Origin of the sequence: Billgrantia montanilacus, from assembly GCF_003336675.1 — a bacterium.
Lineage (GTDB): Bacteria > Pseudomonadota > Gammaproteobacteria > Pseudomonadales > Halomonadaceae > Halomonas > Halomonas montanilacus.
Window position 1 is genome coordinate 21,204 of sequence record NZ_QPII01000004.1, and the last position, 25,624, is coordinate 46,827.

General features: G+C 65.5%; 18 protein-coding genes. 13 read left to right on the top strand and 5 right to left on the bottom strand.

Going from position 1 to position 25,624, the window contains the following annotated elements:
• The first annotated feature begins 5 nt into the window (after positions 1 to 5).
• The 5 genes from smc to DU505_RS07125 all read left to right on the top strand — a co-directional run bounded on the left by smc (position 6) and on the right by DU505_RS07125 (position 10,687).
• Positions 6 to 3,500, top strand: coding sequence for a chromosome segregation protein SMC (smc, locus tag DU505_RS07105; protein ID WP_114478306.1), 3,495 nt, complete (start codon positions 6 to 8; stop codon positions 3,498 to 3,500).
• Between the two features lie 225 nt (positions 3,501 to 3,725).
• On the top strand, positions 3,726 to 5,480 hold the full coding sequence (gene zipA, locus DU505_RS07110; protein ID WP_114478307.1) for a cell division protein ZipA: 1,755 nt from the start codon (positions 3,726 to 3,728) through the stop codon (positions 5,478 to 5,480).
• 103 nt (positions 5,481 to 5,583) lie between these two features.
• On the top strand, positions 5,584 to 7,632 hold the full coding sequence (gene ligA / locus DU505_RS07115; protein WP_114478308.1) for an NAD-dependent DNA ligase LigA: 2,049 nt from the start codon (positions 5,584 to 5,586) through the stop codon (positions 7,630 to 7,632).
• A complete protein-coding gene (locus tag DU505_RS07120) occupies positions 7,629 to 7,901 on the top strand; it encodes a YheU family protein (protein ID WP_114478309.1) in 273 nt (90 codons plus the stop codon). Before ligA ends, DU505_RS07120 begins: the two co-directional genes overlap by 4 nt.
• 170 nt (positions 7,902 to 8,071) lie before the next feature.
• A complete protein-coding gene (locus tag DU505_RS07125; RefSeq protein WP_114478310.1) occupies positions 8,072 to 10,687 on the top strand; it encodes a putative bifunctional diguanylate cyclase/phosphodiesterase in 2,616 nt (871 codons plus the stop codon).
• 26 nt (positions 10,688 to 10,713) lie between these two features.
• Here the strand turns inward: DU505_RS07125 and mnmC are convergent, their stop codons facing one another.
• Complete coding sequence (gene mnmC, locus DU505_RS07130) at positions 10,714 to 12,717, bottom strand: bifunctional tRNA (5-methylaminomethyl-2-thiouridine)(34)-methyltransferase MnmC2/FAD-dependent 5-carboxymethylaminomethyl-2-thiouridine(34) oxidoreductase MnmC1 (RefSeq protein ID WP_114478311.1); 2,004 nt, start codon at positions 12,715 to 12,717, stop codon at positions 10,714 to 10,716.
• Positions 12,718 to 12,926: 209 nt separating this feature from the next.
• Positions 12,927 to 13,226, bottom strand: a complete 300-nt coding sequence (locus DU505_RS07135; protein ID WP_114478312.1) for a YciI family protein — start codon at positions 13,224 to 13,226, stop codon at positions 12,927 to 12,929.
• Between the two features lie 125 nt (positions 13,227 to 13,351).
• On the opposite strand from DU505_RS07135, the gene DU505_RS07140 reads away from it, so the two are divergent.
• Together DU505_RS07140 and DU505_RS07145 are read left to right on the top strand one after the other, a co-directional pair.
• On the top strand, positions 13,352 to 14,293 hold the full coding sequence (locus DU505_RS07140) for a PHP domain-containing protein (protein WP_422667006.1): 942 nt from the start codon (positions 13,352 to 13,354) through the stop codon (positions 14,291 to 14,293).
• A 101-nt stretch (positions 14,294 to 14,394) separates the two neighbouring features.
• Positions 14,395 to 15,018, top strand: coding sequence for an L-threonylcarbamoyladenylate synthase (locus DU505_RS07145; protein WP_114478314.1), 624 nt, complete (start codon positions 14,395 to 14,397; stop codon positions 15,016 to 15,018).
• Between the two features lie 12 nt (positions 15,019 to 15,030).
• Here the strand turns inward: DU505_RS07145 and DU505_RS07150 are convergent, their stop codons facing one another.
• Together DU505_RS07150 and DU505_RS07155 are read right to left on the bottom strand one after the other, a co-directional pair.
• Positions 15,031 to 15,912, bottom strand: coding sequence for an ion transporter (locus tag DU505_RS07150; RefSeq protein ID WP_114478315.1), 882 nt, complete (start codon positions 15,910 to 15,912; stop codon positions 15,031 to 15,033).
• Positions 15,909 to 16,790 carry a CYTH domain-containing protein gene (locus DU505_RS07155; protein ID WP_114478316.1) on the bottom strand — a complete coding sequence of 294 codons (882 nt, stop codon included), beginning with the start codon at positions 16,788 to 16,790 and terminating at the stop codon, positions 15,909 to 15,911. Before DU505_RS07155 ends, DU505_RS07150 begins: the two co-directional genes overlap by 4 nt.
• Positions 16,791 to 16,903: 113 nt before the next feature.
• Between DU505_RS07155 and DU505_RS07160 the strand changes: the two genes are divergently transcribed.
• From DU505_RS07160 to glrR, 6 genes are all read left to right on the top strand, one after another.
• The gene (locus DU505_RS07160; RefSeq protein ID WP_114478317.1) at positions 16,904 to 17,584 is read left to right on the top strand and encodes a TIGR00153 family protein; all 681 of its coding nucleotides are present in this window, start codon (positions 16,904 to 16,906) and stop codon (positions 17,582 to 17,584) included.
• 67 nt (positions 17,585 to 17,651) lie between these two features.
• Entirely contained in the window at positions 17,652 to 18,920 is a 1,269-nt protein-coding gene (locus tag DU505_RS07165) for an inorganic phosphate transporter (RefSeq protein WP_114478318.1), read from the top strand.
• Positions 18,921 to 19,022: 102 nt separating this feature from the next.
• Positions 19,023 to 20,336, top strand: a complete 1,314-nt coding sequence (gene argA / locus DU505_RS07170) for an amino-acid N-acetyltransferase (protein ID WP_114478319.1) — start codon at positions 19,023 to 19,025, stop codon at positions 20,334 to 20,336.
• An 883-nt stretch (positions 20,337 to 21,219) separates the two neighbouring features.
• A complete protein-coding gene (locus tag DU505_RS07175) occupies positions 21,220 to 22,767 on the top strand; it encodes a sensor histidine kinase (protein ID WP_114478320.1) in 1,548 nt (515 codons plus the stop codon).
• Entirely contained in the window at positions 22,764 to 23,318 is a 555-nt protein-coding gene (locus DU505_RS07180) for a hypothetical protein (protein ID WP_114478321.1), read from the top strand. The genes DU505_RS07175 and DU505_RS07180 overlap by 4 nt, the downstream gene beginning before the upstream one ends.
• 83 nt (positions 23,319 to 23,401) lie before the next feature.
• Positions 23,402 to 24,763, top strand: a complete 1,362-nt coding sequence (gene glrR, locus DU505_RS07185; protein ID WP_114478322.1) for a two-component system response regulator GlrR — start codon at positions 23,402 to 23,404, stop codon at positions 24,761 to 24,763.
• 123 nt (positions 24,764 to 24,886) lie between these two features.
• On the opposite strand, the gene DU505_RS07190 is transcribed toward glrR, so the two are convergent.
• The gene (locus tag DU505_RS07190) at positions 24,887 to 25,540 is read right to left on the bottom strand and encodes a peroxiredoxin (RefSeq protein ID WP_114478323.1); all 654 of its coding nucleotides are present in this window, start codon (positions 25,538 to 25,540) and stop codon (positions 24,887 to 24,889) included.
• Positions 25,541 to 25,624 lie beyond the last annotated feature (84 nt).

The window sequence follows — 25,624 nt, forward strand, 5'->3', positions numbered from 1 at the left end:
CCGGGATGCGACTCACCTCGATCCGCCTGAGCGGGTTCAAGTCCTTCGTCGATCCGGTTACCGTACCCTTCGATGGCAACATGACCGCCATCGTCGGGCCCAACGGCTGCGGCAAGTCGAACATCATCGACGCCGTGCGCTGGGTCATGGGCGAATCGTCGGCCAAGACCCTGCGCGGCGAGTCGATGACCGACGTCATCTTCAACGGCTCCACCGCGCGCAAGCCGGTGGGGCAGGCCGCCATCGAGCTGCACTTCGACAACAGCGACGGCAGCATGGGCGGCCTCTACGCCCAGTACGCCGAGATCGCCGTCAAGCGTCTGGTCTCTCGCGACGGCCAGTCCGCCTACTTCTTCAACGGCCAGAAGTGCCGTCGCCGCGACATCGCCGACCTCTTCCTGGGAACCGGCCTCGGCCCCCGCTCCTACGCCATCATCGGCCAGGGCATGATCTCGCGGCTGATCGAGGCGCGCCCCGAGGAGCTGCGTGCCACCCTCGAGGAAGCCGCGGGAATCTCCAAGTACAAGGAGCGCCGCCGGGAGACCGAGAACCGCATGCGGCGCACCCGGGAGAATCTCGAACGCCTGGATGACATTCGCGAGGAGCTCGACAAGCAGCTCGAACGCCTGAGGCGCCAGGCCGAGGCGGCGCGGCGCTACCAGACTCTCAAGGAACAGGAGTACCGGCTCAAGGGCGAGCTGGCGCTGCTGCGTGGCCGCGCACTGCGCGCCCGCCAGGGTGAGGAGGAGACCCGCGTCCGCGAGCTGGAAACCGCCGTGGAGCGCGAGATCCTGGGCATGCGTCAGTGCGAGACCCGCCTCGAGGAGGCCCGAGCCGGCCACGATCGCCTGGCCGAAGAGCTGGAGGCACGACAGGCACGGTTCTTCGAGACCACCGGTGCCATCGCCCGGTTGGAACAGAACCTGGAGCACGCACGCAGCCGGGAAGCTCAGTTGGGGCGCGACCTGGAGAGCGCGCATCGTGAACTCGCCGAGCTGGACCGGCTGGGCGAAGACGACGAGGCGCGGCTGGCGGGGCTTGACGAGCGGCTCGAACGCCTGGGTCCCGAACAGGAGGAGGTCGCAGAACAACTGGCCGAGCTGGAGGCGATGCTGGAAGACGCGGAGCCGGGTGCCGAGGAGGCCGAGCTCGCCTACGAAACCTTCAGCGAGGGCTGGCGCGAAGCCAGCCGCGAAGCGGAGCGCGCACAGGACCGCCTGCGCGAACTGGAAGATCGACTGGCACGGCTTGAGGCCGACGAGCAGCGCCGCCGCCAGCAGCAGCAGGAGTTGCCGGATCTCGCCGAGCTACAAGCTCGACGAGGTGAGCTGCAGGAGCGGCTGGCCGAGTTCCAGCTGGAGCAGGAGAGCGCCGAGGCACGGCGCGAGCAGTTGCAGGAACAGCGCGACGGTGCACGCGCCGCCGCAGCATCGCTGGAGCAGCGGCGCGAGGAACAGCGTGCCCGCCGCAGCGTGTTGCAGGGCGAGCTGGCCTCGCTGGAAGCGCTGATACAGGCCGCCCTGACCGACCCGGACGAAGCGCTGGCGACTCACCTGGCCGACCACGGCCTGGGCGACGCACCACGGCTGGGCGAGTCCCTCGAGGTCGACCATGGCTGGGAGGCCAGCGTCTCCTGGGTGTTGGCGCCGTGGCTCAAGGCACGGCTGGCAACACCCGGCTCCTTTCAGGCCGCCAGTGATGCGCCGCCCGCCGAACTCGGGGCGCTTTCTCCGGATGCCGTTGGTGAACCGCCACCCCATAGCCTGGCGGCCCGGGTGCGCGGCGCCGGTGCCGCGTCGGCTTGGCTGGGGGCGATCCGCTGCGTGGAAAGCGATGCCCAGGCCTGGGAGCAGCGCGAAAGCCTGGTCGCAGGCGAGAGCCTTATCACGCCACAGGGGCTATGGCTGGGGACCGACTGGGTACGCCACCGGGGCCAGGGTGCGGGTCCCGATGCGCTGCTGGTCAGCCGGCGGCGCCGGGACGAGGTGGTCGCCGAACTCGACGGTGTCGAGTCAGGCCTGGTCACGCGGGACGATGAGCTGGCCGCCGAGCGAGAGCGGGCCGAGCTGGCCGAAGGCGCCCTGGAGGGCGTGCGCCAGGATGAGCGGCGGCTGGCCGCGGAGCATCAGCAGCTGGCGGTCCAGGACAGCGGCCTGGCCAGCCGGCTGGAGCACCTGCAGGGGCGGGCCGCCGAACTGGTCGAAGAGGTCGAGCGATTGCGCGAGACCGGGGAAGAGACGCGACTGGCCATCGAGGAGGCCCGAGAGCAGTGGCAGCAGGCCATGGCACGGCTCGAGGAGGGTGCCGAACAGCGCGACCGGCTGGAACGTGAGCGCAGCCAGAGCCGTGAGCGGCTCGCCTCGCTGCGTGCCCGCCAGCGACCGCTCAACGAGCGCGCGCAGCAGCTGGCGCTGGAGCATCAGCGGTTGAGCACCGAGCGGGCCGGCCTGGCCGAGCAGCAGGGGCGCGCCGGCGACGCCCGCCAGCGCCTGGCGGCCCGTTGTAGCGAACTGGGCGAGGCACTGGAGCAACTGCGCGAGCCCGACGAGGAGCAGCGCGAGCGTCTCGACGAGCTGCTGCACCGGCGCGACGGCGACGAGCGGGCGCTCAACGAGGTGCGTGGCCGTGCCGCCGAGCTGGCCGATCGGCTGCGCGAGGACGAGCAGGCCCGCCAGGGCCACGAGCGCAGTCTTGAAGGTATTCGCGAGCGCCTGCAGGAGGCGCGCATGCAGGTCCAGGCCCTGGCGCTCAAGGCCGAGACCCAGGACGAACAACTGGCTGAACTAGGCCACGATGCCGTGGTCTTACTGGAGTCGCTGGACCCCGAGGCCACCGAATCCGCCTGGCAGACCCGGCTGGAGGAGGTCGCCGACCGGGTTCGCCGGCTGGGGGCGATCAACCTCGCCGCCATCGAGGAGTACGACCAGCAGGCCGAGCGGCGCGACTACCTGGAGGCCCAGCAGGCCGAATTGAACGAGGCGCTGGAGACACTGGAGAAGGCGATTCGACGGATTGACCAGGAAACCCGTACCCGTTTTCGTGACACCTTCGAGCGGGTCAATCAGGGCCTGCAGGCACTTTTCCCCCGAGTCTTCGGTGGTGGAACCGCATGGTTGACGCTCACCGGGGATGATTTGCTGGATACCGGCGTGGCGATCATGGCGCGTCCTCCCGGCAAGAAGAACAGCACCATTCACTTGCTCTCGGGGGGCGAAAAGGCACTGACTGCCCTGTCGCTGGTCTTCGCCATCTTCCAACTCAATCCCGCCCCTTTCTGCATGCTCGATGAGGTGGATGCACCACTGGATGATGCCAATGTGGGTCGCTATGCCAAGCTGGTGAAGGACATGTCGGATTCGGTGCAGTTTATCTATATCACCCACAACAAGATCGCCATGGAGGCGGCAGAAAGGTTGATGGGTGTTACCATGCAGGAGCCGGGTGTATCACGCCTGGTAGCCGTAGGGGTCGAGGAGGCTGCCGCACTTGCCGAAGCCTGATGGTGCTTGCACGGGCTAAAGAAACGCGTTATCAGAATGCACATCATGGTCAGATCACACTATCGAAGCGTGAAATGACAGGGAAAGGCGCAGGGTCGATTGGACTCTCAAGCGAGAATGCCGGGGCTTGACAAATAAAAAAAGTAGCCCTTTTTTTGGCAATCGCGCTATGCTGTTCACGAACATCCATCCGGCATGGCGCCCTAGTGATAGGCAAGACGACCCATGGAACTTAGAGAATGGCTGATCATTCTGGGGCTGGCACTGGTGACTCTCATCGTGGTTGATGGGATACGTCGCCTGAAACGCCAGCGCCGAGTGCCCCGCCTGGACCAGGTAGGGGAAAACAACAACCACGGTAGCGATGACGCAACAGCATCGACCGAGGCTGACACCAATTGGGAACTGCCCAACGGCGGGGCGCGTGTCATCAGTCCTGCCAGCTATGCCCAGGCGCAGAGCAAACCCAAGCCCAAATTGAAGCGCCAGGAGCACCCCGGTCCTTCACGGGTGCTGGCTGGCCTCAAGGCGGCAAGGCATGCGCCCGAGCGGCCCGAGCCCAGCCCGTCGGCGTCGCCGCCGCCGCGTGATGACGCCCCGGCGACGCGGGCTGAGCCCTCCTTCGACGCGACAAGCGCCGGGGATGCGGCGCCTGCGTCCAGCGATCCCCCGCGTCGCGAAACCGCATCCACACGCGAACAGCCCGAACGCACACCTATCGCCAGCACCGAGCCCACGCTCGGTGAACACGCGCGTAAGGATGCGAAAGCGCCATCCGAGTCCAGCGTGCAGCCGACTATGCACAGCCGTGAGTCAACGCCGGCTGAGCATGAGTCAGCACCGGCGGAGCATCAGCCAGCCGCTGCAACGGCCAGCACGACGTCGCCGCGCCCTGACGATGCCAAAGCGGATGTTCCGCGTCGCGAACCGACGCTATCGGCACTTGACGATGCCGAGTCGCCCTCTGCCATGACCGCCGAACCGCTGGCCGCCGACCCCGGAGACCACGAGGAACTGCATGACGACGACGAGCGCTATCGCCTCGTCGACCTGGAAGGCATGAGCGATTCGATCAAGAGCGGGTCGCGGCGCATGGGCCACTCGGTCCAGCGCTTCGGTGCTTCCATGCAGCAGCGCCTGGCCAAGCGGCGTGAAGAGAAACGGCTGGAAAAGGCACGCCGTGAGAAGGCTCGCGCGGAGAAGGCCGCCCTGGACGCCCAGCGCCGTCGCGAGGCCGAGGCCGAGAAGGCCGCCAGGGATGCCGAGCGCCGTCGCCTCGAGGCCCAGGTCATCGAGATGGCCGACGACGACGATCCGCTGTTCGCACCGCCGCGCACTCGGCAAGCGGAGGCGCGGGACGATGTCGCCTTCGAGCCGATGCTTTCCGATGCCGAGCAGGCCTCAGCCATCGAGCCGGACGCCGGGATGTACGATGACGACCTGATCGACGACGACGTCGTGCGGGCACATCCGACCCTGGCCAAGGCCCTGCGGCACGACGTCAATGCCGAACGCGCCCGGGAGACCCTCAGCCATTCCGACGAGGTCATCGTCATCAGCGTGCTTTCCCGTGACGAGCAAGGCTTCTCTGGCGAAGCGCTGCTGGATCTGATGCTGGCCTGCGGCCTGCGCTACAGCAGCGAGATGGGCATCTTCCATCGCTTCGAAACCGAAGACCCGGAGAGCGAACTGCAATTCTCCATGGTCAACGTGATCAAGCCCGGGACCTTCCCCATCGAGGCCATGGACGAGTTCCGCACGCCTGGCGTCACCCTGCTGATGCCACTGCCCGGCGCGCTGGATACGGCGGCAGCCTTCGAAGCGATGGTGGAAACCGCCATGGTGATCGTGCGCAACCTGGGCGGTGAACTGAAGGACGAGAATCACAGCGTGATGACCGCCCAGACCGTGGAGTTCGCCCGCCAGCGCGTGCAGGAGTTCGAGCGCCGCAACCGCCTCAATCGCTACCAGGTGAACTGATTCCTGACCGAGTGCCATGCCGTACCTGACGACAACCCCGTGAGCGATCACGGGGTTGTCGTGTTCCGGGCGGCAAGAAATCCTCTTCGAGACACCGAGACGCATGAGCCAGCCCGAACAGAAGACCCTCGATGAAGTCGCCATGTTGCGCGCCGAACTCGACGACGCCAACTACCGCTACTACGTGTTCGACGAGCCGCGCATGACCGACGCCGACTACGACCGTCGGCTGCGTCGGCTCCAGGAAATCGAGGCGGTGTATCCCGACCTTGTCACCCCCGACTCGCCGACCCAGCGTGTGGGGGCACCGCCCGATGCCGGGTTCCCCGAGGTCGAGCACGCGGTCCCCATGCTCTCCCTCGACAATGCCTTCAACGAGGAGGAGATCACCGCCTTCGTCAAGCGCGTGGCCGACCGGCTGGAAATCGATGGCGAAACCATCGCCTTCTGCTGCGAGCCCAAGCTGGACGGTGCGGCGGTGTCGCTGGTCTACGAGCAGGGTGTGCTGGTCAGCGGTGCCACTCGCGGCGACGGACGTACCGGCGAGGGCATCACCTCCAACCTGCGTACCCTGCGCTCGGTGCCACTGAAACTGCGCGGCAAGGCGGCGCCCGGCCTGCTGGAAGTGCGTGGCGAAGTGATCATGAGCCACGGCGGCTTCGAGACGCTCAACGCCAAGGCCCGTGAAGAGGGTGGCAAGGTGTTTGCCAACCCGCGCAACGCCGCGGCGGGCAGCTTGCGCCAGCTTGACCCCAGTATTACCGCCACGCGCCCGCTGGAGTTCAGCGCCTACCAGGCCGCCCGCTTCGAGCCGGACCCGGGTGATGCCACCCACAGCGAGCTGATGGCCCGATTGGGCGACCTGGGGCTGCGTACCAGCGCCGCCCTCGAAGTGGTCACCGGCAGCCAGGGGCTGATCGACTACTGTCGGCGGCTGGGCGAACGGCGCGACAGCCTCGGCTACGATATCGACGGCGTGGTGATCAAGGTCGACGACCTGCGTCTGCAGCGTGAGCTGGGCTTCGTTTCCCGGGCGCCACGCTGGGCCATCGCCTTTAAGTTCCCCGCCCAGGAGGAGACCACGACCCTCAACGACGTGGAGTTCCAGGTCGGTCGCACCGGGGCGATCACCCCGGTGGCCCGGCTCGAGCCGGTCACCGTGGCAGGGGTCACCGTCTCCAATGCCAGCCTGCACAACGCCGACGAGATCGCCCGGCTCGGGGTGATGATCGGCGACACCGTCACGATTCGCCGCGCCGGTGACGTCATTCCCCAGGTGGTGCGGGTAGAAACCTCGCTGCGCCCGGACGATGCCCGGGAAATCGTCTTCCCCGAACGCTGCCCGGTATGCGACTCCGAGGTCGAGCGACTCGAGGGCGAGGTGGTGGCCCGCTGTTCGGGGGGGCTCTACTGTGGCGCCCAGCGCAAGGAGGCGCTGAAGCACTTCGCCTCGCGGCGGGCGCTCGATATCGACGGGCTCGGCGAGAAGCTGATCGAGGCGCTGGTGGAGCGGGACTGGGTCAAGACCCCCGCCGACCTGTTCCGGCTCGATGCCGAGCGCCTGGCCTCACTGCCGCGCATGGCGCAGAAGTCCTCCGACAACCTGGTGGCGGCCCTGGACAAGGCCAAGCAGACGACGCTGGCCCGCTTTGTCTTCGCCCTGGGCATTCGCGAGGTGGGCGAGGCCACCGCCGCCAACCTGGCGCGTCACTTCGGCACCCTGGATGCCCTGATGGAGGCCGAGGTCGACGACCTGGAAGCCGTCGAGGACGTGGGGCCGGTGGTCGCCGCCCACGTGCACACCTTCTTCCGGCAGCCCCACAATCGCGACACCATCGACGAACTGCGGGCCCTGGGCCTGACCTGGAAAGAGGAAGAGGTCGGCGAGCGCCCCCAGCCCCTGGCCGGCCAGACCTGGGTGCTCACCGGTACCCTGGAGAGCATGACCCGCGACGAGGGCAAGGAGCGCCTCCAGGCGCTGGGCGCCAAGGTGGCCGGCAGCGTGTCGAAGAAGACCGCCGCCGTGGTGGCGGGTCCCGGCGCCGGCAGCAAGCTCGCCAAGGCGGAACAGATGGGGGTGCCGGTGCTCGACGAGGAGGGCTTCCTGGAACGCCTCGAAGCCTGGGAAAACGAGGGGGAGGCAGAGCAATGAACGACGGCCGTTTTATCGAGGTGCCCTATCGCATGCTGCCTCCCGAGACCCTGGAGGCCCTGCTTGAAACCTTCGTCACCCGGCAGGGCTACGACACCACCGACACCGGCGAGGGCATGCGCGGCTGGGTCGGCGAGCTCAGGAAGCAGCTGGAACGGGGCGACCTGCTGATCGCCCACGACCTGCAGACCGAAACCACCGAGGTGATGACCCTCACCCAGTGGCGCGCGTTCGGTCGCGATCTGGCGGATGACGAAGAGGAGGGGTGATGCTTTGCTACCTTTGTTCAGTCTCGTCCGGAGAGAAATGTAACGAGGACTTGATCTGAATCATTTGATTGATATTCTCAACATTCCTGATGATATTTCTGGTACTTCAGCCGAAATCTCTCAACTAGGGTAGTGGTTTGCTGGCTCCTGTCTCGAAGGATGGGTTTGCAATGCTGACCATGGCTCGATCGTTTCTCACCTGCCTGAGAACCCTCAAGGGGTTCGTATTGATGGCCATTCTGTCGGCCTCATTGGCGGTCTTTATGGGGGTGACCCTGGTCGCCACGCTGCTCTACGAGGACATCCTGGCCCGTCAGGCGGAGCAGACGTCCGAGGCCTTGGCGCGGCAGAGCTTCAATGCCATGTTGCAGGTAATGCGTCAGGGCTGGAGCCGGGAGCAGATGGAAACCTTTGTTGCCGACACCCGGGCGATCCACGCCGACAGTTCTTACCGGTTTGAAATCTATCGCGGCGAGTCGGTGTCAGCGCGTTATGGGGAGATCGACCAGCCGTCGCTGGATAGCGTGCTGGAGGCGGCTTTCGCCTCCGGGGAAACGAGCGTGCTTCGCGACGATGGCTGGGTCCGTCGGGTGATGCCGCTGATCGCCCGTTCCGACTGCCTGGCCTGTCACCAGAACGCCGCCAGCGGCGACGTTCTGGGTATCATCGACATCCAACACGACATGGCCCCGATCAGTCGTGAGATGCGCCAGAACTACGTGGCGATGTTCATTGTTGCCTCCCTGTTGATCCTGCTGCTGGCGGTGGCTATCTCGACGCTCTTCGCCGGGCGCATCCGTGGCTCTCTGGATACCTTCCGCTCGCGCCTGGCAGCGGTCAACTCGGTGGAGGACTTCCGCCAGCTCGACATCAGTGATATCGATGTTCACTTCCACGAACTCAACAGTGCCTACCAGCACGTCAACGCCCTGGTTGGGCGGCTCAAGGACGTGGCCGTGGACAAGGACATCCTCGAGTTCGAGATTCGCCTTCTCAGCAAGTTCATCATCACTTCTGAAGTGGTGCGCGATTGGCGCGAGTTCATAAAAGAGCTTCTGTCGGAGATCAATACCATCATGCCGGCCCACACCCTGGTGACGATATTCCAGGTGGAGGAGGAGGGCTACGAACTGGAGGTCTTCTGGTATCAAGAAGTCGTGGCGGAAACTCGCGAGACCTTCGAACGGATCCTCACACAGCTGGTGGAAGCCAAGCCCCACGGCGTGGGGGCCACCGTACTCAAAGTGATCCACCATACCGTGCATCCCTGCGGCGATGGCGAGCCCATGGCGGCGGAACTCACCCCCGAGGACATTCGCCTGCAGACCAAGTCGCTGCTGCTCGAAGCGCCCAAGATCGGGGGCATCGTCGGTATCGGGGTGCAGTCGGACCTGGCCCAGGATCCGATCCGCCATATCGTCATCGACGGCATCCTGTCGACGCTGCTCAACCTGGTCGGCTCGGTCAAGGCGATCTACAAGTACACTCAGGATCTGGAGTTCTACGCCACCCGTGACCCGCTTACCCAGCTGCACAATCAGCGCATCTTCAAGGACATGCTGAGCTACGAGGTGGGCCGCTCAACGCGGCATCAGGACCATTTCAGTCTGTTGATGCTCGACCTCGACAACTTCAAGCACGTCAACGACCGGCATGGCCATGCTTTTGGCGACCAGTTCCTGCGGGCCGTCGCCGACACGTTGATGGCATCGGTGCGTCCCGGTGACTTCCTGGCGCGATACGGCGGCGACGAGTTCACCATCATCCTGCCCGAGACCGAGCAGCAGCAGGCGTATTCCGTGGGGCTGCGTATCGCCGACAGCCTGACCAGCCAGGTACTGACCGCCCCCGATGGTTCAACAGTGAGGGCCACCACCTCGATCGGCATCGCTACCTATCCGAACCATGCAAGCAATCCTCATGATCTCTTCCTGATGGCCGACAACATGATGTACAAGGCCAAGCGCAAGGGGAAGAACTGCATCGCCCTGCCGGATAGCGAGGAGGTGGCGGCTGTCTTCCGCGAGGTGGGCGAGAAGAACCAGATGGTCCTCAGCGCACTGGAAGAGGAACGCATCGTGCCCTACTTCCAGCCCATCGCCGACGTACGCTCCGGCGAGGTGAATATCCACGAGTTGCTGATGCGGATACAGGTCGGCGACCGTATCGTGCCGGCGGGCGAGTTCATCGATATCGCCGAGAGCATCGGCGTCATCCACAAGATGGATTACCTGCTGATCGAGAAGGCCTTCGCCCAGATTCACGAGCAGGGCTACCAAGGCATGCTGTTCATCAATCTATCGCCGAAGTCACTGATTATCGGCGAGTTCATCAGCCATATTCACCAGTTGGCCATCGACTACGATATCTTGCCGGAGCGCATCGTCTTCGAGCTGACCGAGCGCGAGACCGTCAGCAACCTCAAGCTGCTTGAGAAGTTCGTACTCGACCTGAAGCTCGAGGGCTTCAATTTCGCCATCGACGATTTCGGTTCGGGCTACTCCTCGTTCCGCTACCTCAAGCAGTTCCCCATCGACGTGATCAAGATCGAAGGAGAGTTCATTCGCAATATGCTCAACGACGAGAAGTACATGGCCTTCGTCAAGAGTATCGTGACGCTGGCCCAGAGCCTGGGGGTCAGCACCATCGCTGAATTCATCGAGGACGAGGAGGTGCTGACCGCCGTCATGGAGCTGGGCATCGACTTCGGCCAGGGTTATCACCTGGGACGCCCGGCACCGCACTTTGCCAGCGTCAGCCGGCGCCGGGGTATGACCACGAGCTGAGCCGTGCTCTCGTAGCCTGCAGTCTGTCACGACACAAGCTTGCCCCGGATCAGGTCGCGGATGACGCGCCGGCCCGGGTGCAGGTGATCCACCAGCGGCCACTCCAGCGGCAGCGGCTCGTCGCAGATCCGCGAGGCGATCAGCTCGGCACATAGCGGCGCGCTGGCCAGGCCGCGGGAGCCGTGGGCGGCGCTGATCCACAGCCCCTGGTGGTGGCGTCCGGGAGTGTCCGGCACCCGAGTGGCATCCTTTGCCAGGGTAGCGTAGTCCTCGCGCCACGCGGCGGCATCCGGCACCGGGCCGCAGTAGGGCGACTTGTCGGGGCTTGCCGCGCGCACGCCCACGCGGCCCGTGAGCTGGCTGGGCGAGAGATCGGCACCGGCCTCGTGTAGCGCCGCCACGAAGTGGGGCAGGCCCCGCTCCAGCTCCGCCAGGTTGGCGGCGTGGTCGGCCTCGCGCTCTGCCGGTTCGGTATCGCCGGGCCCGAAGGTGGCGCCAAAATTGAGCACCCCGTCCGCCGCCGGTGGGACATAGCCGCCGGCGCACACCACACACCCCAGCGCAGGGGCTCCCTCGGGCAGCGTGAGCTGGCTGACCTGGCCGCGTACCGGCTGCAGTGGCAGCGCCGAAGTCTGTTCGAACCTGGCGGCCTCGCTGGCGGTGGCGACCACCACCTGGTCGGCTTCGATGCGCTCACCGTCGGCCAGGGTCAGTATCCAGCCCGCCTCGCCCCCCATCAGCGCCGTTACCTCGCCGCGGCGGAAGCCGATGCCGGGCGTCCTGGCCAGCTGCACACACAGTTCCAGCGGCTTGACCCAGGCGGCATTGGGGTAGTCCAGCGCAGGTGCCTCGATCCTGATGCCTGCGGCGGTGCTGGCCGCCTCGGCATCGAGCCCGCGCACCACCCTTTCCGGCAGGGGGTGGTTGGCCAGGAAGCTGGCCTGTCGCGCCTGCTCCTTCTCGCTCAGCGCCAGCTGCAGCACGCCACTGGGCTGCCACAGCGCCTGCTTCGGGTCGAGATTGGCCAGCCAGCGCCGGCTGTGGAGCAGGCCGGCCAGGTAAGCGCGACTCTGCAGGTTGGTCTCCACGGCCAGCTTGACGTAGAGCGCCCCCTGCAGGTGAGTGGTGCCCAGCTCGGCGCGGTCGAAGCGGTCGATCAGCGTGACGGCGATGCCACGGCGAGCCAGGGCGGCGGCCGTGCTGGCGCCGGCGATGCCGGCACCGATCACCGCCACGTGGCGCGTCGGGCGCGTCGGCGGGGGAGTGAACCAGGGGGCAGGCTCCCGGCGGGTATCGACGGGCGGCGAGGCGATCTCGCCGGCCAGCATTTCCCGCTTGCGCCCGATGCCCGGTACCTTGCGCCAGGCGAAGCCGACCTCGGCCAGCCCGCGCTTGACGACACCGGCACAGGTGAAGGTGGCGAAGGTCGCCCCGGGCCGGGAGCGTGCCGCCATGGCGGCAAACAGCTCGGGTCGCCACATCTCGGGATTCTTCGACGGTGCGAAGCCGTCCAGGAACCAGGCGTCTACCCGGCCCTCGAGCAGTGCCAGGCGCTCGGCAGCGTCGCCGAAGTGCAGGTCCAGCGTGACCCGCTCGTCGAGCCACAGCCGATGCACACCGGCCACCGGCTCGGGCCATTGGTGAATCAGCCGTTCTGCCCGTGATGCCAGGTCCGGCCAGGTGGCCAGCGCCCGGGCCAGGTCGTCCCGGGTCAGCGGATAGCGCTCGGTGGATACCAGGTGCAGCCGTGCTTCGGCCGGGGCGTGCGCCTCGAAACAGGCCCAGGCGCAGAGCATGTTGAGCCCGGTACCGAAGCCCGTCTCGCCGATGACGAAGGGCCTGCCGGCGGGCCAGCCGGCGAAGCGGCCGGACAGGTCGTTGCCGGCGAGGAAGACGTGCTCGGTTTCCGCCCGGCCGTCATGGCGGGAAAAGTAGACGTCGTAGAAACGGGTCGATAGCGGGCCGGCTTCGTTGGACGGCCAGTCGAGGCGGGCGGTATCGAGTCCGGCTAGGGGGGGAAGGGTGGGCACGGCATCTCCTGACCAAGCGAGCAGCGCAGCCCGGTCTGGCCCGCGCTGCTCAAGATATGATCGATTTCATTTAAGCGGGCTGCCATGGGGGATAGCGGCAGGCATCCGCGGCGTTTCAACAGTGTTATCCACAGGAGCTGTGGGTAACGCGCTGTGGATAGCAGCGCCTGTGTACGTCAGGAGTCGCGCATGTCGTTATTGGGTGCGGGTCAGGGCAGCACCTTCTTGAACGGCTTGACGGTCACCTTGGCGTAGACGCCGGCGATCATGTAGGGGTCGGCATCGGCCCAGGCCTGGGCGGTCTCCAGGCTGTCGAACTCGGCCACCACCAGGCTGCCGCTGAAACCGGCGTCGCCGGGATTGTCGGCATCGATGGCGGGATGGGGGCCGGCCAGCACCAGGCGGCCTTCGTCACGCAGCTTTTCCAGGCGTGCCAGGTGGTCCGGGCGGGCGGCCAGACGGCGTTCCAGGCTGTTCTTCACGTCTTCACTGATGATTGCGTAGAGCATCGCCGTGTTTCCTCGGTCGTGCGCGGCCTGAGCCGCAGGTCTCGAACGGGGCGCTGACGTTGACCGGCTATCGTCCGGCGCGCACCATGGGGTCCATTATTCTGACAAAGTCGCCCTCCTGCGTCATGCCAATGCTCTCATTATCCGCCAGTTTCTCGGGCGACCCCACGCCACTCGGGGTCGACCTGCACATGCATTCCACCGCTTCCGACGGCGCCCTGGCGCCCGCCGACGTGGTCGCCCTGTGCGCCGAGCGCGGCGTGAGGCTGATGGCGCTGACCGACCATGACAGCATGGCCGGCATCGCCGAAGCCGAAGCGGCGGCCAGCCGGCTGGCGATTCGTCTGCTGCCGGGGACCGAGCTCTCGACCCTCTGGTCCGGCATCGGGATCCATGTGGTCGGGCTGTTGCCCCGCGGTGCCAGCGGTGCTCTGGCCGAGGGGCTGCTGGCGCAGGCCGAGGCCCGGGAGAGCCGGGCCGTGGTGATTGCTCAGCGGCTCGAGAAGATCGGCCTGCCCGACGCCCTGGCCCGTGCTCGGGAGCTGGCCGGGCCGCACCGGCCGCTGGGTCGGCCCGATTTCGCTCGCGCCCTGGTGGCGGCGGGCGTGGTGCCGGACATGGCGACCGCCTTCAAGAAACACCTGGGCAGCGGTAAGGCCGGCGACGTCAAGGCGCACTGGCCGGCCCTGGGCGAAGTCGTTGGCTGGATTCTCGAATCCGGTGGCGTGGCGGTGCTGGCGCATCCACTGCGCCACGGGCTGACCCGCCGCAAGCGGGGGCTGCTGCTGGACGCCTTCGCCGAGGCCGGCGGCCAGGCGGCCGAGCTGGTCAACGGTTTCCAGAACGCCGACGTGACCCGCGACCTGGCCAGGCAGCTCGCCGACCGGGGGCTCTACGCCTCGTTGGGCAGCGACTTCCACTTCCCTGGCGGGCATCTGGCTCCGGGCAGCATGAGCCCGGTACCGCGTACCGCGGTGGCGCCGGTATGGACCCATCCCCGGATCGCGGCGTTTATCGATGCCTCCCTTGACGATATCCCGCCCGGCGGTAGCATTGCCTCGTCGTGAAGTCGGGCCCTCAAGTCGCGCAGGCCCCGGTCGCAGGATAAACTGGTGGCTCGAACGATCGGGGGAAGCCCGCTTTGAACGCAGACCAACAGGGAGTGACCATGAGCCAGTATTTCCAACTGCACCCGGAGAACCCCCAGAAGCGTCTGATCGACCAGGCCATTCAGATCATTCGTGATGGCGGTGTCGTGGCCTATCCGACTGACTCCGGCTACGCCCTGGGCTGTCACCTGGGCGACAAGAAGGCCGTCGAACGGATCAAGCGACTGCGTTCGCTGGACGACAAGCACAACTTCACTCTGGTGTGCTCCGACCTTTCCGAGATCGGTACCTATGCCAAGGTGGATAACGCCGTCTTCCGCCTGCTCAAGGCGCACACGCCCGGGGCCTACACCTTCATTCTCAATGCCACCAACGAAGTACCGCGGCTGCTGCTGCATCCCAAGCGGCGCTCCATCGGTGTGCGTGTGCCGGACCATCGCATCACGCATGCCTTGCTCGAGGCACTGGGCGAGCCGCTGATGAGCGTGACGCTGATCCCGGTGGGCGAGGAGCTGCCGATGACCGATGCCGAAGAGATCCGGGAGCGTTTCGGTAACCAGCTCGACCTGATCATCGATGGCGGCGCCTGCCACCTGGAGGCCACCAGCGTCGTTGACCTGCGTGAGCTGCCGCCGACCATCGTGCGCGAGGGGCGTGGCGACCTGGCGCCGTTCAGGGAGTAACGGGCGGCGGAATCAGGTTCGCGGCTCGTCATCCGTCTGTGGCGCATTGGGGTCCAGCGTTTCTTCATCCAGCCAGGTACCGCATTTCAGGCAGTAGAGCGCGCGCTGCTCGTGCCGGTCGTGCCCGCAGCCTGGGCAGGCCTGGTCGGAGTAGCGATCGGAACGAATCGAGCGGATCACTTCGGCCGAGAACACGCCGGTGGGTACGGCGATGATCGAGTAGCCGATCAGCATCACCAGCGTCGAGATCGCCTGGCCGAGCGGAGTGACGGGTACGATGTCGCCGTAGCCCACCGTGGTCAGTGTGACGATGGCCCAGTAGACAGAGATGGGGATGCTGGTGAAGCCGGCCTCGGCGGGCTCGATCATGTAGACCAGTGCGGCGAACAGGGTGACCAGCAGGAATACCGTGAACAGGAAGAGGAATATCTGGTGCACGCTGTTCTTCAGCGCCTCCATCAGCAGGCGGCCCTCGCCCACGAACTGCATCAGGCGCAGTACGCGAAAGATCCGCAGCACGCGTAACAGGCGCACGATCACCAGGGACTGGGCGCCGGGGATCAGCAGCATCAGCCAGGTCGGCAGGATCGCCACGATGTCGATCACGCCGTAGAAGCTGCGCACGTAGCGCATCGGTTTCTCGAGAATATAAATGCGTAGGAGGAGTTCGACGGTGAAGGCGATGGTAAAGCCCCACTCCAGCCAGTAGTACCATTCGCCGTACGCCGCGCTGTATGGCTCGACGGTATCGAGCATCACCACCAGCACGCTGGCCAGGATCATCAGGATCAAGACGATATCGAAGCCCTTGGCCAGTGGCGTGTCCGATTCGAAGATGATCTGGAACAGGCGGGTGCGCAGGCCTGCGCCTGCGGGCTGAAACGGTTCGTTCACGGTGAGGCTCCTTCGGTGCTATCGAGTCGAAGGGCAAGGCGCAGGGCAGCCTGGCCGAAGGCGGGGGACAACCAGTCGGGGCCGGCCAGGGCGGCGGCGAGTTCAGCGGCGTCGCCCTTTTCCTTGTCTTCGGCGGCCAGCCGCTGCATGGCCTCGGCGGCTACGGGCCGCCAGGCCTCATCCCGGGTGTCGGCCAGGGCGTCCAGCGCCATGATGGCACGGTGCAGGCAGCCGGCGGGTGTGTCGCCCTCGGGCAGCGTCCATTGACCGCTCAGCAGGGCGCCGCCACGGGCGGCCTTGCTGGCATCGGCGGGGCGCAGCGGAATCGTCTCGGCCAAGGCCAGCGCCAGGTCCCATAGCGCCGCGGGGTCGCCAGCCTTGAGCTCCAGTTCCAGCTCGCGGATCGGCACGGCACGGCCGGCAGCGCGAATCTCGCCCTGGTCGAGTGCCACCTCGATGGTGACCCCGGCGTGGTCGAGCTGCCAGCTCCGGCGCTCGAAGTCCGTGGTGAAGCGCGCCTCCAGGCGTTCGAGCACGTCGGTGCCGAGCTCGGCCATGGGCGGCAGGGCAGCGAGCCCTTGCCGGTCCAGCACTCCCTCATTCGGCGCGCCCCCTGCTACCGGCCACTCCCATTCACCGCGCCGGCTCATGCCGCCGCCGACGTCGCCGCTTGTCTTCAGGGTCTGTACCCAGGTGTCATCGTATCGTCGCAGCCGCAGCGCCATCCGAGCGGCTTCGAGCTCACCCTCGGGGGTGTCGAAGTAAGTGTTGGCGAGCCGTTGCGTCGCGCCAGGCTGGCCTTGCAGCAGCGGGTGGCGGCAGAGTCGCTCGGGGCCGTCCCTGCCCAGTGCCAGCTTCATTTCGACCTCTTGACTCATGTCGGGCGCTCCTCGATCACGTTGCCGCTGGGTGGCGTGTATAATTTTTTCATGACGTAACAGCTTGCCAGTCTTTATACTGACGCCGCCATTTCACAAGCGCATGATACGCCATGGTAAAGCCCAATCCGTTTTCCGCGATGTTCGGCCGCTCGCCGTTCCAGCCGCTGCTGGCCCATATCGTCAAGGCCAGCGAGTGTTCCGAGCAACTGCTTCCCTTCTTCGAAGCCAGCCTGATCGGGGACTGGGAGGAGGCCGCCCGGGTCCGCGAAGAAGTCACCCGGCTGGAGCACGAGGCCGACACCCTCAAGACCGAGCTGCGCCTCAACCTGCCCAACACGCTGTTCCTGCCCGTCTCGCGAAGCGACCTGCTCGACCTGATCACCGTCCAGGACAAGATCGCCAACAAGGTGCGCGACATTACCGGCATCATGCTGGGTCGCAAGATGCAGGTGCCCGCCGAGCTGGCCCAGCCCATGCGCGACTACATGCGTACCGCCGTGGCCTGTGTCACCCAGGCCCGCCAGGCCCTGGAAGAGCTGGAAGACCTGCTGGAATCCGGCTTCGGTCGCCATGTCACCGACGTGATGCAGAACCTGATCCGGGAGCTGCATATCCTCGAGCAGCAGGCCGACAACCAGCAGGTGGCCATTCGCCGCACACTCTACGATCTCGAAGACCGACTCAAGCCGGTGGACGTGATCTTTCTCTACAAGATCATCGATTGGGTGGGTGAACTATCCGATCGTGCCGAGCGCGTCGGCAGCCGCCTGCAGATACTCACTGCCCGGTAGGGCATCGTCCTGTCCGGCGCCCCGGACGGATATCTCCTCTCTGACAGCCACATAGGAACCACCCCCTATGTCGATCATCGCGCAGCACGGTGAAGTCTTCATTATTCTTGCCTGCCTCTTCGGTTTCTTCATGGCCTGGGGCGTTGGCGCCAACGATGTCGCCAATGCCATGGGCACCTCGGTGGGGTCCAAGGCGATCACCATCAAGCAGGCGATCATCATCGCCGTGATCTTCGAATTCCTCGGTGCCTGGCTTGCCGGCGGCGAGGTAACCGCGACCATTCGTGGCGGGATCGTCGACCCGGTGCTGCTGCAAGCCAACCCCCAACTGCTGGTCTACGGCATGCTCTCGGCGCTGCTGGCGGCGGCCATCTGGCTGCTGATCGCCTCGGCCAAGGGCTGGCCCGTCTCCACCACCCACTCCATCGTCGGCGCCATCGTCGGCTTCGGCGCGGTGGGGCTGGGCATGGAGGCGGTGGCCTGGGATCGGGTCGGCACCATCGCCTCGAGCTGGGTCGTCTCGCCGCTGCTGTCGGGTACCATTGCCTTCGTGCTGTTCAAGTCGGTGCAGCACCTGATCTTCGAGGCCCGCGACCCCTTCGCGGCCGCCAAGCGCACCGTACCGTTCTATATCTTCCTGGTCGGCTTCATCGTCTCCATGGTGACCCTGACCAAGGGTCTGACCCATGTAGGCCTCAACTTCACCTTTGGCCAGAGCCTGTTGCTCTCGGTGCTGCTGGGAATGGGGATCATGGGCATCGGTATCGTCATGGAGAACCGGGTCAAGGGCGAGCATCGCCCCGACGACCAGTTCGGCTACGACAACGTCGAGCGGGTCTTCGGTGTGCTGATGATCTTCACCGCCTGCGCCATGGCATTCGCCCACGGCTCCAACGACGTAGCCAACGCCGTGGGGCCGCTGGCCGCGGTGATCAGCGTGGTGCGCAGCGACGGCGTCATTGACGCATCGGCCCTGGTGCCCTGGTGGGTGCTGGTGCTGGGTGGTGGCGGCATCGTGGCCGGTCTGGTCACCTATGGCCACAAGGTGATCGCCACCGTGGGCACCGGCATCACCGAGCTGACGCCCAGCCGGGGCTTTGCCGCCACCCTGGCGGCCGCCACTACCGTGGTACTGGCCTCGGGTACCGGCCTGCCGATCTCCACCACACATACCCTGGTGGGGGCCGTGCTCGGCGTGGGGCTGGCCCGTGGCATGACGGCTCTCAACATGCGGGTGATCGGTACCATCGTCATGTCCTGGCTGATCACGCTGCCGGCCGGCGCCGGCCTCGCCATCATGTTCTTCTTCCTGTTCAAGTCGATCTTCGGTGGCTGATGCCCGCAGAGCGACCCGGCGGCAGGCTGCCGCCGTTTTCGCGGCTCTGATATAGTCGAAGACGACTGCACCCTCCCTTTCACCTGCTGCCGGAGAGCGGCCTTGGATACTCGTTTCCCGTTCGTCGACTGGTTCCGTAACTCATCGCCCTATATCAATGCACACCGCGGGCGAACCTTCGTGATTCTGATCGAGGGCGAAGCCATGGCGCGCGGGCGAGGCGAGCAGTTGATTCAGGACCTGGCGCTGCTGCATACGCTGGGCGTTCGCCTGGTCGTGGTGTTCGGTATCCGGCCCCAGGTACAGCTGGCGCTGGACGAGGCCGGTATCGAGCCGCTGCGTCACGATGGCCGCTGGGTGGCGGATGCAGACATCATGCAGTGTGTGCAGCGGGTCGCCGCCGAGCAGCGGCTGTGGCTTGAGGCGCGGTTCTCCCTGGGGCTGCCCAATACGCCGTTGCATGGGGTCGAGCTGACCACGGTGTCGGGCAATCTGGTCATGGCCAAGCCCCTGGGTGTGCGAGAGGGTATCGATTTCGACCACAGCGGCGAGGTGCGCCGGGTGCGCACCTCCGCCGTTCAGGGGCTGCTGGATCGTGGCTCCCTGGTGCTGCTGCCGCCGCTGGGCTTCTCCAGCACCGGCGAGGTATTCGACCTGGATGCCTCCGAAGTGGCGCAGCATGCTGCCATGGCGCTGGGCGCCGACAAGCTGATCCTGCTGGGTGAGGCCGACGGCCTTTACGACGAGAGCGGCGCACTGCAGCGACAGCTGACCCCAGGCGAGGCAGAACCCCTGTTGGCACAGGCCGTGGCAGGCAGCGAATCGGCACGCCACCTGGCGGCGGCCTGCGCCGCCGCTCGCCATGGCGTGGCACGTACCCACCTGCTGTCATGGCATAACCATGACGCCCTGCTGGGGGAACTGTTCACCCGAGACGGCGTGGGTACCATGATCACCCAGCACCGCTACGAGCAGCTGCGTCCCGCGGAGCTCGGCGATATTGGGGGCCTGCTGGAGCTTCTCGAACCGCTGGAGCACCGCGGCATGCTGGTGCCACGTTCCCGCGAGCGTCTGGAGCACGAAATCGACGACTACCTGGTGATCGAGCGCGACGGCATGGTGATCGGCTGTGCCGCGCTGCACTGCTTCGGCGAGGCCGAGATGGGCGAGCTGGCCTGTGTGGCGATCCACGTGGACTATCGCGGCGGCGCCCGCGGCGCGCTCCTGCTCGCCGGGGTGGAGCGTCGCGCGCGGCGGCTCGGGCTTACGTCGCTGTTCGTGCTGACCACCCATACCGCTCACTGGTTTGTCGAGCACGGTTTCCGCCCCTCCGGTATCGAGGCGCTTCCACCGCTGAAGCGCGACACCTACAACCACGCCCGCAAGTCGAAGATTCTCGTCAAGTCCCTCGCCTGAACGCCCCGTTTGCCTGAAAGGCACTTTCGCCGCACCGGTCCTTGCCCGCCGGTTGCGGCGCTGTCGCCGTGGGGATACGCCGGCCCTAAATTCGTCTCAAAATGGATACATTGCAATGCATTGATTTTGAGTTTGTTTTTAATTTTGGAGATTTTGGTGTCGCCAAATGATGACATAATCGACGGCCCGGGGCGCCGGCTTCGGTCGCTGTCACGTCCCCATGGCGTCCCTAGGGTAATTGTCTTGTATTTAAGTTATTGTTCTTAAATAAAAGATAAGATTATTGGCACGGCTTTGGCAGTATGCAAGGTGAGCAACGGAAGTGGTTCAAACGGCTCGAACCACTTTTGATCATCGGGAAGCTCGGGTACCACCCCCCATGCCCTGTGCACCCGGGCCCAACGATGATCGGCGTCTGCTCCGCGATGTGTAACTTAGGTTGCGATGAGACGGGTACCGCCAACAGGCACGGAATGGTACCAGAAGGGCAAGGACGCCCCGGCAAGGATGCCTCATCCCCCTCGGGGGATCGAACAGCACGGCATCGCTGGCGAGAGGTTTCGCAGCGGTGACGACATGGAAAACGAAGCCGGGCGGCTCGCCGCCCACCCGTACCGGACGCTCCTGGTAGCCAAGGTCCGGTACGGGGCTTCGGGGCCCTCGGGCTCACGGAAAGTATGGGACATGGTTCGACCAGGTGATCGATGCCCATATTTTTCACCCCTTCAGTTCCCTGCGTACTTGGGCCGGCTATGCCGGCCTCTTTTTTTTAACGAGGTCGAGGCGCACTGAGAACTGGCCAGGCGCGGTTAGAGCGTGGAATCTGTTATCCTGCAGGCATGAACCAATGTTGGTCCCCTCTCTACTGAATAGAACACTGGTCATGACCAAACGGGTTTCGCGCCGTTGGCGCCCTCGCTCACTGCCTCAGCTGGTGCTGCTGGCCTTTCTTGTGGTGATGTTGCCGCTGGGTGTCCTGATGTTCCAGGCCGGGCAGGCGCTCTCAGAGCTGTCGCGCCTGGCCGATGTCAGTGCGCGTCAGGCCATCGAGGAAACGCGTCGTGCGCGCCAGCTCAGCAGCCTTGCCCTGGAGATGGAGCGTAGCGCTCGCCAGTACGCCGTCGTGGAGCAGGAGAGCCTGCTCGATATCTATGCCGAGCGCCACGGCGAGTTCAACGAGCTGCTGGCCCAGCAGCGCCGCCTGCTGCCCAACAACAGCGATGTCCTGGCACTGGAAGAGCAGATGCTGCTGCTTTCGCAACTGCCGGAGCTGGAGCCCGAGGCATTGGAAGTCTGGCTGTCCCTGTTCGGGCCCTTTGCGCAGCACACCGATGCCATGCGTCAGGCAACCAATCAGCATGTCGACGACCGCATCGAGATGATCCGGTTCCAGGCCGAATCCGTGCAGTCCCGTCTGTGGCTGCAGACCGGGGCGCTGGTTTCGGCCAGCCTGGCGCTGATGCTGCTGTTCGCTTGGCTGATCATTCGACCGGTGCGACAGCTCGAACGACGCATCCTGGGTATCGGTAGCGGCGTCGAGGGGACCGAGGTCGAGGAAATCAAGGGGCCGGCGGAATTGGTCCAGCTGGGTGACCGGCTCGACTGGCTATCGACCCGGCTGAATGACCTTGAAGCCCAGAAGCAGCAGTTCCTGCGCCACATGTCCCACGAGCTCAAGACCCCCCTGGCCAGTGTGCGCGAAGGCTCCGCGCTGCTCTCCGACGGCGTGGCGGGCGAGCTCAGCCCGCGCCAGCGCGAGATCCTCTCGCTGATCGACAGCAGCGGCCGTGAACTTCAGCGTCTGATCGAGCAGCTGCTCGACTACAACCTGCTGCAGCACAACCAGCGGGCTGTTGCCCTCGAGCAAGTGGACGTGGCTACACTGGTGATGAGCACCCTCTCCAAGCATCGCCTGGCCTTGGAGCAAAAGCGCATCCGGGTGACGGCCTTCGATGGACCGCTGGAGTGGGTGATCGACCCTACTGCCGTAGGGCGTATTCTCGACAACCTGGTATCGAATGCCATCGCCTATGGGCAGGATGGTGGCGATCTGTTGATACGCGCACACGCCAGCCATGACCGGCTGGTACTGGATGTGGCGAATAGCGGTGACCCCATCGCCGAGGACGATCGGCCCAGGCTGTTCGAGCCGTTCTACCAGGGGCGCTCCCGGCGCAAGGGGCCGCTCAAGGGCTCCGGTATCGGGCTCTCGGTGGCAGCGGACTGTGCCCGACTGCACAGCGGCCGCCTCCAGCTGGTGGAAGATGGGGAACTGGAGGTGTGCTTTCGCCTGACCCTACCGCGTCATGCGCTGCCGCTGTCCAGTAGCGACAATGCCAGTAGCGACAATGCCAGCAGCGATATTTTACGCAGTGATAATAACAGGGAGCCCGCGAAGGCGAGCATACACGCAAGGAGCGATTATCCATGAACTACAGAATTCTATTTGCCTGTGCCACGACCCTGTGGCTTGCAGGTTGTGAATTCCTACCCGAACAGGGGCGCGCCAACGTTACCGAGGAGGAGATGGTTGAGGCAACCGTGGACTGCCCCGGTGGCGTACCCACCTTCGAGGCAGACGCCTGCCTGCTGCCCGATTGGATGTCCCTGGGGCTGGCATCCCAGCGCGGAGACAGCGACTGGCGCAGCGCCAAGCTGATCGAAGTGGAGCAGGCCCCGGTAGACAGTGAGGACGCGCGCCACCTGGCCCGCGCCATCACCCTGGCCTGGGGCAGCGAGCGCCAGTGGACCGAGGCCGCCGAGCTTTTCGACGCCCACTTGAGATCGGCGCCGGAACCGTTGCAGCCGCTACTGCGCTACTGGCGCAACGAGCTGGAGGGGCGGCGCGCCATGGCGGGCCAGCTGTCTCGCTCCCAGAGCGCGCTCGCCGCCCAGCGCGCAGAGAACGAACAACTCGCCGAGAAGCTCGAGGCGCTGACGGCCATCGAGCAGAATATCAACCTGAGGCAGCAGTCGCCCTGAGGCGACCTGGGAGACCCGACGTGATGGATGTTGCCCGACAAACGGAAACCCGGAGCGCTGACGCTCGCAAGGACGGCACGCGGATGGCCGCCAGCAAGCTGACCGGTGCCCACATTCTGCTCGTCGACGATGATGTCAGCTTGCTGCGACTGCTGGGGATGCGGCTGGAGAGCCGCGGCTTTCGCGTGACCACGGCAGAAAGCGGGCAGGAAGCATTGCGCTGCCTGGATGCCGAGTGCCCCGACCTGGTCCTCTCCGACCTGCGCATGGACGAGATGGACGGCATGGCGCTGTTCCAGGCCATTCAGCGCCAGATCCCCGGCCTGCCCGTCATCATCCTTACCGCGCACGGGTCGATCCCCGATGCCGTCAATGCCACCCAGCAGGGGGTGTTCAGCTTCCTCACCAAGCCGGTGGATCGCGACCAGCTGTTCGGTGCCATCGACGAAGCCCTGGCTCAGGGCGCTCCCACGGGAAGCGGGGAGGGCGACGACGCCTGGCGCGCCAGTATCATCACCCGCAGCCCGGAGATGGAACGGGTGCTGGAGCAGGCCCGCATGGTGGCCGCGTCGGATGTCAGCGTGCTGGTCACCGGCCCTTCCGGTTCGGGCAAGGAGCTGCTGGCGCGGGCCATTCACGACGCCAGCCCCCGTGCCAGCAAGCCCTTCGTGGCGATCAACTGCGGTGCGCTGCCCGAACAGCTGCTGGAAAGCGAACTCTTCGGCCATGCCAAGGGGGCCTTCACCGGGGCCGTCAGCGAGCACAAGGGCCTGTTCCAGGCCGCCGAAGGCGGTACGCTGTTCCTCGACGAGATCGGTGACATGCCGCTGCCGCTGCAGGTCAAGCTGCTGCGCGCCTTGCAGGAGCGCCAGATCCGGCCGCTGGGCTCCACTACCTCGATCCCTGTTAACGTGCGCATCCTCTCGGCCACCCATCGCGACCTCAGCCAGGCCATGCATCAGGGTGAGTTCCGTGAGGACTTCTTCTATCGCCTGAACGTGGTCAACCTTCGCCTGCCGCCGCTCAAGGAGCGTGCCGAGGATGTCCCGCTGCTGGCCCGCCACCTGGTGGCGCAGGCAGCGGCCCGGCACAAGCCGTTCGTCAAGGGATTCTCGCCGGAGGCACTCAATGTGCTGGCGACCAGCTCCTGGCCGGGCAATGTCCGCCAGTTGGTCAACGTGGTGGAGCAGTGCGTGGCGCTGACCCGCTCGCCAATGATCCCGGAGGCCCTGGTGTCCCAGGCGCTGGCTTCCGAAGAGAGCGCGCTGCCCACCTTCAACGATGCCCGGGCCACCTTCGAACGCAGCTATCTGGTCAAGGTGCTCAAGATCACCGAGGGCAACGTTACCCAGGCGGCACGCATCGCCGGGCGCAACCGCACCGACTTCTACAAGCTGCTCTCCCGCCACGAGCTGGAGCCAAGCACTTTCAAGCCGGTCACCTGAACAAGTCCGTGCTCTGTGCAGTCTTTTCCTCTTCTCTACCTCTGCCCGTGACCCCCTTTGCCCGACAGCCGGTCAGCGGCTGCCGGGTATCGACTGCCGGGTATCAGTCGGGTATCAAGAGTTTTACTTGGGCAGCTTGACCTTGCGCAGGTAGGGCAAGATCTTGTCGACATCACCGAACTTCGCCTTGGCAGCCTCGTCCGACAGTGACAGCGGGACGATCACGTCCTGGCCCACGGTCCAGTCTGCGGGGGTAGCCACGCCCACGCCGCTGGCGGTCTGCAGGGCATCGAGGGCGCGCAGCACCTCGGCGAAGTTGCGCCCTACATTCATCGGGTAGACCATGGAAAGCTTGAGCTTCTTGTCCGGCCCGATGATGAATACGGCGCGTACGGTGGCGCTGTCATCCGGGGTGCGGCCATCCGGCAGATAGGCGTCGGCGGGCAGCATGTCGAACAGCTTGGCGACCTTCAGACTCTCGTCGGCAATGATCGGAAAGCCGACTTCGCAGCCGGCGTAGCTGGCGATGTCGTTGATCCACTGCTTGTGCTCTTCCACGCCATCCACCGAGATGCCGATCACCTTGGTGCCCCGTTTTTGCCACTCCTCGTTGAGCCGGGCGACGGCACCGAACTCGGTGGTGCAGACCGGCGTGAAATCCTTCGGGTGAGAGAACAGGATGGCCCAGCTGTCGCCGATCCAGTCGTGGAAACGGATCGAACCCTGGCTGGTGTCGGCCTCGAAATCCGGTACGACGTCGTTGATACGCAATGACATGGTGTACTTCCCTCTGTGGGTGAATGATTCGACGCTGACGCAACCGTGCCCGGTCGGTAGGGCAGTGTTCTTCAGCGTGTTCTC

Coding starts and splice junctions, on each gene's coding strand:
- smc (WP_114478306.1), top strand. CDS start 6: ATGCGACTCACCTCGATCCGCCTGAGCGGGTTCAAGTCCTTCGTCGAT.
- zipA (WP_114478307.1), top strand. CDS start 3,726: ATGGAACTTAGAGAATGGCTGATCATTCTGGGGCTGGCACTGGTGACT.
- ligA (WP_114478308.1), top strand. CDS start 5,584: ATGAGCCAGCCCGAACAGAAGACCCTCGATGAAGTCGCCATGTTGCGC.
- DU505_RS07120 (WP_114478309.1), top strand. CDS start 7,629: ATGAACGACGGCCGTTTTATCGAGGTGCCCTATCGCATGCTGCCTCCC.
- DU505_RS07125 (WP_114478310.1), top strand. CDS start 8,072: ATGCTGACCATGGCTCGATCGTTTCTCACCTGCCTGAGAACCCTCAAG.
- DU505_RS07135 (WP_114478312.1), bottom strand. CDS start 13,226: ATGCTCTACGCAATCATCAGTGAAGACGTGAAGAACAGCCTGGAACGC.
- DU505_RS07140 (WP_422667006.1), top strand. CDS start 13,352: ATGCCAATGCTCTCATTATCCGCCAGTTTCTCGGGCGACCCCACGCCA.
- DU505_RS07145 (WP_114478314.1), top strand. CDS start 14,395: ATGAGCCAGTATTTCCAACTGCACCCGGAGAACCCCCAGAAGCGTCTG.
- DU505_RS07155 (WP_114478316.1), bottom strand. CDS start 16,790: ATGAGTCAAGAGGTCGAAATGAAGCTGGCACTGGGCAGGGACGGCCCC.
- DU505_RS07160 (WP_114478317.1), top strand. CDS start 16,904: ATGGTAAAGCCCAATCCGTTTTCCGCGATGTTCGGCCGCTCGCCGTTC.
- DU505_RS07165 (WP_114478318.1), top strand. CDS start 17,652: ATGTCGATCATCGCGCAGCACGGTGAAGTCTTCATTATTCTTGCCTGC.
- DU505_RS07175 (WP_114478320.1), top strand. CDS start 21,220: ATGACCAAACGGGTTTCGCGCCGTTGGCGCCCTCGCTCACTGCCTCAG.
- DU505_RS07180 (WP_114478321.1), top strand. CDS start 22,764: ATGAACTACAGAATTCTATTTGCCTGTGCCACGACCCTGTGGCTTGCA.
- glrR (WP_114478322.1), top strand. CDS start 23,402: ATGGCCGCCAGCAAGCTGACCGGTGCCCACATTCTGCTCGTCGACGAT.
- DU505_RS07190 (WP_114478323.1), bottom strand. CDS start 25,540: ATGTCATTGCGTATCAACGACGTCGTACCGGATTTCGAGGCCGACACC.